This window comes from Mesorhizobium sp. M2A.F.Ca.ET.039.01.1.1 (genome assembly GCF_003998035.1).
In the GTDB taxonomy this organism is placed as follows: domain Bacteria; phylum Pseudomonadota; class Alphaproteobacteria; order Rhizobiales; family Rhizobiaceae; genus Mesorhizobium.
The window spans coordinates 1-6715 of sequence record NZ_RZRY01000349.1; the positions used below are offsets into that span (position 1 = coordinate 1).

Genomic DNA, 6715 nt, shown 5'->3' on the forward strand with positions numbered 1-6715 from the left:
TTACTATGCTTTGCCCGGCAGACGGCCGGTTCATTTTCGGCCGCTGGACAATGTGGGGGCGCCCTTGTCCGAGCTTAGGCGGCATCTTGTCATCGTCGGGGCGGTCGGCCAGCCGCGTGACGGCAACCCGGCCGCCTGCTTCGCGCTTCTCGACACGGAACGGCGTGAGGTGACGATGGTGCGCGTTCCTTACGATCATGAAGAAACCGCCCGCAAGATTCAGGCGTCAGGCTTGCCCGGGTGGCTCGGCATGCGCTTGAAGATCGGCCGCTAGTCAACCTGGAGGCGATGGATGCAGAAGTTCGAGGCAGGGGCAAGCATCGATGGTTTCGAGCTCGTCGAGCGGCTTCAATCCGGCGGCATGGCAACGCTATGGCGCGCGAGAAATCCGAATTTCGATTTCCCGCTTCTGCTGAAGATACCGTTTCTCGACCCGGGCGGAGACGTTTCCGTCATTCTCGGCTTCGAAGCCGAGGAACTGATCCTCAAACGCCTGTCGGGTCCGCATGTGCCACGCTTCGCGGCATCCGGAAGCCTGGCGAAGGTTCCCTATATTGCCATGGAGTTCGTCGCCGGCATCGGTCTGGCGGAGCTGACGAACCGCGCGCCACAGCCGCCGGACGAGGTGGCAAGGATCGGCGCGGAAATCGCGAAGGCGCTCGCCGCCTTGCACCGCCAGAAGGTCGTCCACCTAGATCTCAAGCCTGAAAACATCATTCTGGCCGAGCGCGGCGCCGTGCTCCTGGACTTCGGCCTCGCCCGCCATGCGGAGCTTCCGGACCTTCTCGGCGAAGAGAGTTCCGTGCCGATGGGCACGGCAGCCTATATGTCGCCGGAACAGGTGCTGGGCGAGAGGTCCGATCCCGCAAGCGATATATTCGCGCTGGGCTGCATCCTCTATCAGCTCGCCACCGGCGAGGAGCCGTTCGGGCGTCCGGCCACCTTCGCGGGAATGAAGCGCAGGCTCTATCATGCGCCCAAGCCGCCGCGAGACATCGACAAGGCCGTGCCGAGGTGGCTGGAGGCCGTCATTGTTCGATGCATGGAAGTCGATAGATCCAGGCGCTATGGCGAAGCGGCGCATGTTCTTTCGGATCTCAGGAATCCCGATCAGGTTGTGGTCGCCAGGAAGAGCGCGCCATCGAAGGAACGGGCCTGGGGAGCGATCAGGAACTTCTTCCGCAGAACGGACGAGAAGTCGCTGGTTGGCAAGGCGGCGAGCTCGGCAGTGCGCGCCGGACCGCCGATCGTCTTGGCCGCGGTCGACCTTGCCAATGGAAGCGATGCGCTGGCCGGCGAGGTTCGCAACGAAACCGCGCGTGTCCTTGCGGCACGTCCGGATTCCTGGCTGGCCTGCGTGACCGTGTTGAAGACCGAGATTGTCGGCAAGACACCGGATGTCGATGAATCAGGGCGCCTTGTCTATCTGCAGCGGCTGGTCGCGCTGAAGGACTGGGCGCGTCCGCTGCATCTGCCGGAGGACCGCATAAGCTATCACGTGCTGGAGGCGGTCAGTCCGGCCGACGCGATCCTCAACTATGCCGAGCACAATGATGTCGGGCACATCGTTGTCGGCGCCCGATCCTCTTCGGCAATTCGCCGCCACCTCGGCAGCGTGTCGACCAAGGTCGTGGCGCGGGCCCTTTGCTCGGTGTCGGTCGTGCGCTTGAAAGCGGTCGAGGAGGAAAGGCGGCTGTCGCCGTGAAGTGGTCGGTGCTCTGCAAGCGAGCTTGACTTCGGCCTTGCCTGCCTGTCGACTGCTTGCAGAATTGCATTGGGCTTTGCGAGGGGCATTGTCCTGACATGGCATCGATCGACCAGCAACCCGCGGGGCGGCCGGACAGCGGGCTTTCCTTCATCCCAGTGGCCTGGCTCGTCATCGTCATGGGCCTGTCGGCCTATGGCCTGATCTCGAACTGGCGGCTGATCGGCGACTTCAGCCTGCCGGATAACGTCCTCTTCCTGATCTATGGCGGCCTCGCCGGCGGCGTCATCACCATTCTGTGGGGGCTGTACCTGCTTGGTCTCGCCTTCAACCGATCGGCCCGTTTCCCGCGCCACTACACGATCTGGCAGGTCGCCATCATCATATGGATCCTGGTCCGCCAGGCCTATGTGCTGCTGGTGTCCGACTTCGTGTTCTCGGCCGAGGGGCTGGGCTTCACCGTCGCCGAGATCGCCGTCGGCCTGCTCTGTATCTATCTCCTGCGCAACGGGGCCGGCGCAGAGACGGTCTACGCCAACCTGGAGACCGAGCGGCCGCCGGTCTTCGTCTCGATCTTCGCCGCGCTGCTCGGCATCATCCTTGGCGGCGTGATCGGCGCATTTGGTGGGTTCTTCGCCGGTTCGCTGATCGCGGACCTGACGCATATGAGCTGCTTCGAGGGCGCCTGCGGATTTTTCGCCGCTTTCATCGGGCTGGGCGGCCTGATCGTCGGCGCGATCGCCGGCGGCATTTTCGCAATCTGGCGGGTCAACCGGCGCGGGCCGCCGCGGGCTCGGTAAATTTCAAGGTGTCAATTTCATGGGGGCCGCGATTGCGCGGGAACCACGCACGCTCTATGTCGATGGCGGGGTAGACGGGAGCCTTCCCGGGGAGAGCGTCGATGTTGCGTTTCATCTTTCGGCTGGCAGCCATGATAGCGCTGTCGATTTCGGTCATCATGGCGGTGATCGACACTACACGCTCGGTCGCCGCCTCCTCGCTGGTGATGACGCCGCTCAACGCAAGCTGGCTGGCGGTCTCGCCGGATACCCGGGCCGCCTTCGAGAGCTTCGTGCGCGCCAAGGCAAGTCCGCTGGTGTGGGACGGCGCCTTCGCCTGGGTGCTCGCGCAGCCTGGTTTCGCCGTGTTCGCGGTGCTTGCTTTCCTGCTCTACGCCATTGGCTACCGGCGCAGGCGCCGGGGCGCGGAATTCGCTCCAAGTTCCTGAAGGCTCTTGTTGCGACGCTATTCCGGGCGGAATGCTACGGCGAAACCGCCGAGCCTGCCGCTTCACTTTTCCTGGAATTGCTCAAAGAGCCGTGCCGGACCGCCGGTAACCGCTTTTTCCAACAGGTCAAAAATCCACGTGAATTTTGTTTCGCGCCGTGCCAGATTGGCCGCGAGCGGGAAGGGCAAACACTTCCTGCCTGGCATCGCCAGCCTGCCGGAGAACCGGGCAGGCAGGCGGCGCAAAACGGAAAAATAACCGACAGGGTGTGGATCACATGAAACGTATCGTTCTCGGCCTTCTGGCCGCAACCGCAATGGTTCTTCCGGCTTTCGCCGCGGACGTGCAGCCGGCCATCCTCTATGATCTGGGCGGCAAGTTCGACAAATCCTTCAACGAGGCCGCCTATCACGGCGCCGAGAAGTTCAAGACCGAAACCGGCGTCGCCTATGTCGAATTCGAAGTCTCGAATGCCTCGCAGCGCGAGCAGGCGCTGCGCCGCTTCGCCGAGGACGGCCGCAACCCGATCGTCATGGCCGGCTTTGCCTGGGAGGACGCGCTGAAAGCGGTCGCGAAAGACTATCCTGACCTGAACTTCGCCATCATCGACGATGCCGTCGACCTGCCCAATGTGCGCTCGCTGGTCTTTAAGGAGAACGAAGGCTCCTACCTCGTCGGCATCCTGGCGGCGATGGCATCGAAGTCGAAGAAGGTCGGCTTCATCGGCGGCATGGATATCCCGCTGATCCGCAAGTTCGAATGCGGCTATGTCGGCGGCGCCAAGTCGGCAGGTGCGACCGACGTCATCCAGAACATGACCGGCGACACGCCGGCCGCCTGGAACGACCCGGCCAAGGGCGGTGAGATCGCCAAGACCCAGATCGACCAGGGCGCCGACGTGGTCTACGCGGCGGCTGGCGGCACCGGCGTCGGCGTGCTGCAGGCGGCGGCGGATGCCGGCAAGCTCGGCGTTGGCGTCGATTCCAACCAGAACGGCCTGCAGCCGGGCAAGGTGCTGACCTCGATGATGAAGCGCGTCGACGTCGCCGTCTACAACGCCTTCATGGACGGCAAGAACGGCACCTTCAAGGGCGGCCTCCAGAATCTCGGCCTCAAGGAAGGCGGCGTCGACTACGCCATGGACGACAACAACAAGGCGCTGGTGACCGACGAGATGAAGGCAGCGGTCGAAAAGGCCAAGGCCGACATCATCGCCGGCAAGATCGAGGTGCACGACTATACCGCTGACAACAAGTGCCCCTATTGATCGGCAGCTGAAGCAGGGTTGAAACCGCCGGGCCAGCGCACGGCGGTTTCGTTTTTGGCCGGGGGTGATGCGGCCGACGATCGAAGCCGTGGCCGAAGGCGACATCCTATAACGTCCCGACGAGATAGCCGAGCGCGAAGGCTGCCAGCAGGGCGAGCGCAATGACAAAACCAAGCCTGCCGCCAAGCGAATGCAGGCCGACGCCGTAGGGTTTGCGCTCGACCCGGTGGATCATCACCGGCGGCGGTTCGGCCTCGGGAGCGGCAATGCCGGCGAGCCGCGCCTGCATCTGCGGCAGTTCGGCAAGGCGTTGCGTGACCAGCTCCCAGCGATTGCCGCGCGCTCCGGGCGCCGCGGGATCAAGCGCGCGCAGGCGCTCGGCGAGCCGCAGCACCGTGTCGCGAAAGGCGGGATCGATCTCGAGGTCGCGCTCGGCGCGGGCGCGTTCTCTGTCGTTCATCAAGCCGAAGACATAGTCGCCGGCCCGGGCGACGCGGTCGCTTTCACTGGACATGGCCGTCTTTTCCCATGGCTCCTCACCAATGCGGCGGCTTGCTCACCGGCACGTCGGAGGCGGTCTGCTCCTCCAGTTCAAGGAACCGGTTGGTCAGGGCTGCAAGCTTGCGCTCCATGCGCTCGATCACCTTCCACTGTTCGGCGATCTGGCCGGACAGTTCCTCGATGGTCTTTTCCTGCTCGGCGGCGCGGATTTCCAGCGTCGTCAGCCGATCGTCAGGCGTGGCCATGCAAAACCGTTCCTTGCGAATATGAAGCCTTCACCCAAGCAGATATTGGTGGGATGCCCACGAGTACCCGCTTATGCTCAGTTGGTTCTCGCAGGTTCCGATCGCAAAACCGCGGGACACTTTTGCGGAACCTGCTCAGGTTCGAAATTGACAAGGGCGCGGGGATTTGTCGAGAGTGAACGGCCGATTGGCATAAGCGGGGCATCATGCTAGGCATTTTGACCAAGCGATAAAAATACTGAGTGGGACAGGCTGCATGGCGCAAGCCGCAATTGAGCTCATAGGCATCAACAAGAGCTTTGGCGCGGTGCGCGCCAACCGCGACATCAACCTGGAGGTCGCGCGCGGCACCATCCACGGCATTGTCGGCGAGAACGGCGCCGGCAAGTCGACGCTGATGTCGATCCTCTACGGCTTCTACCAGGCCGACAGCGGCGAAATCCGCGTCGGCGGCAAGCCTGTTTCGATCCACACCTCCAACGATGCCATCGCGCTCGGCATCGGCATGGTCCACCAGCATTTCATGCTGGTCGACAATTTCACGGTGCTGGAAAACGTCATCCTCGGTGCCGAAAGCGATGCGCTGCTGAAGAGCAGCATAACCAAGGCGCGCTCGGAGCTTGACCGACTGGAACGCGAATACGGCCTCGAGGTCGATCCCGACGCCGTCATCGAGGAGCTGCCGGTCGGCCTGCAGCAGCGCGTCGAGATCCTCAAGGCGCTCTATCGCGGCGCCGAGATCCTGATCCTCGACGAGCCGACGGGCGTGTTGACGCCGGCCGAGGCCGACCACCTCTTCCGCATCCTCAAGCAATTGAAGGACCAGGGCAAAACGATCGTGCTCATCACGCACAAGCTGCGCGAGATCATGGCGATCACCGACACGGTTTCGGTCATGCGCCAGGGAACGATGGTCGCGACCAGGACGACAAAGGAAACCACGGTCGGCGAATTGGCCGAGCTGATGGTCGGCCGGCGCGTGCTGCTCAGGGTCGAGAAGGGCCAGTCGGAAGCCGGCGCGGTGAAACTGTCGGTGAAGAACCTGACGGTGAAGGACCAGCGCGGCGTCACCATGGTCGACGACGTTTCGTTTGACGTGCGCGGCGGCGAGATCGTCGGAATTGCCGGCGTTGCCGGCAACGGCCAGTCCGAGCTGCTGGAGGCGATTTCCGGCATCAGGCATGCGGTCTCCGGCGAGGTGATGCTCGACGGCAAGCCGATCGACCTCACCGGCAAGGCCGATCCCGGCGAATTGCGCGACCGCGGGCTGGCCCATGTGCCGGAGGACCGCCACCATGTCGGGCTGGTGCTCGCTTTCGAGGAAAACGAGAATTCCATCCTCGGCTATCACGATGACGAGCGCTATCTGAAGGGGCCGTTCCTCGACGTCGATGTCATCATGGCCGACGCCAAGGACAAGATCGAGAAATACGACATCCGCCCCGCCAATCCGCGGCTGAAGACGGCCAATTTCTCCGGTGGCAACCAGCAGAAGATCGTGCTGGCCAGGGAAATGGAACAGGACCCCGGCGTGCTGATCGTCGGCCAGCCTACGCGCGGCGTCGATGTCGGCGCCATCGAATTCATCCACAAGCGGCTGATCGCCATGCGCGACCAGGGCAAGGCCGTGCTGGTGGTGTCGGTCGAGCTCGACGAGATCCGCTCGCTTTCCGACCGCATCCTGGTGATGTTCGCCGGCCGTGTCGTCGGCGAGCGCGGCCCCGAGGCGACCGAAGGCGAACTCGGCTTGCTGATGGCCGGCGTCGAGC

General features: G+C 63.6%; 7 protein-coding genes and 1 pseudogene. 6 read left to right on the top strand and 2 right to left on the bottom strand.

From position 1 onward, the window contains the following. The 5 genes and pseudogenes from EOA24_RS23240 to EOA24_RS23260 all read left to right on the top strand — a co-directional run. Window positions 1–274: pseudogene (locus tag EOA24_RS23240) on the top strand (metallophosphoesterase); the annotation flags it as partial. An 18-nt stretch (window positions 275–292) separates the two neighbouring features. After that, the gene (locus EOA24_RS23245; protein WP_126081392.1) at window positions 293–1705 is read left to right on the top strand and encodes a bifunctional serine/threonine-protein kinase/universal stress protein; all 1413 of its coding nucleotides are present in this window, start codon (window positions 293–295) and stop codon (window positions 1703–1705) included. Window positions 1706–1803: 98 nt separating this feature from the next. Next, window positions 1804–2505: a DUF2569 family protein gene (locus EOA24_RS23250; RefSeq protein WP_126081393.1), complete on the top strand. Its 702-nt coding sequence runs from the start codon at window positions 1804–1806 to the stop codon at window positions 2503–2505. Between the two features lie 101 nt (window positions 2506–2606). After that, on the top strand, window positions 2607–2933 hold the full coding sequence (locus EOA24_RS23255; protein ID WP_126081394.1) for a hypothetical protein: 327 nt from the start codon (window positions 2607–2609) through the stop codon (window positions 2931–2933). A 277-nt stretch (window positions 2934–3210) separates the two neighbouring features. Continuing rightward, window positions 3211–4200, top strand: coding sequence for a BMP family ABC transporter substrate-binding protein (locus EOA24_RS23260; protein WP_095817026.1), 990 nt, complete (start codon window positions 3211–3213; stop codon window positions 4198–4200). A 106-nt stretch (window positions 4201–4306) separates the two neighbouring features. On the opposite strand, the gene EOA24_RS23265 is transcribed toward EOA24_RS23260, so the two are convergent. Both EOA24_RS23265 and EOA24_RS23270 read right to left on the bottom strand, forming a co-directional pair. Beyond that, entirely contained in the window at window positions 4307–4714 is a 408-nt protein-coding gene (locus EOA24_RS23265) for a hypothetical protein (RefSeq protein WP_126081395.1), read from the bottom strand. 22 nt (window positions 4715–4736) lie between these two features. Continuing rightward, complete coding sequence (locus EOA24_RS23270; protein WP_126081396.1) at window positions 4737–4946, bottom strand: SlyX family protein; 210 nt, start codon at window positions 4944–4946, stop codon at window positions 4737–4739. Between the two features lie 256 nt (window positions 4947–5202). On the opposite strand from EOA24_RS23270, the gene EOA24_RS23275 reads away from it, so the two are divergent. Then, window positions 5203–6715 (top strand): ABC transporter ATP-binding protein (locus tag EOA24_RS23275; protein ID WP_133374580.1); only part of this gene is annotated, 1513 nt, incomplete at its 3' end.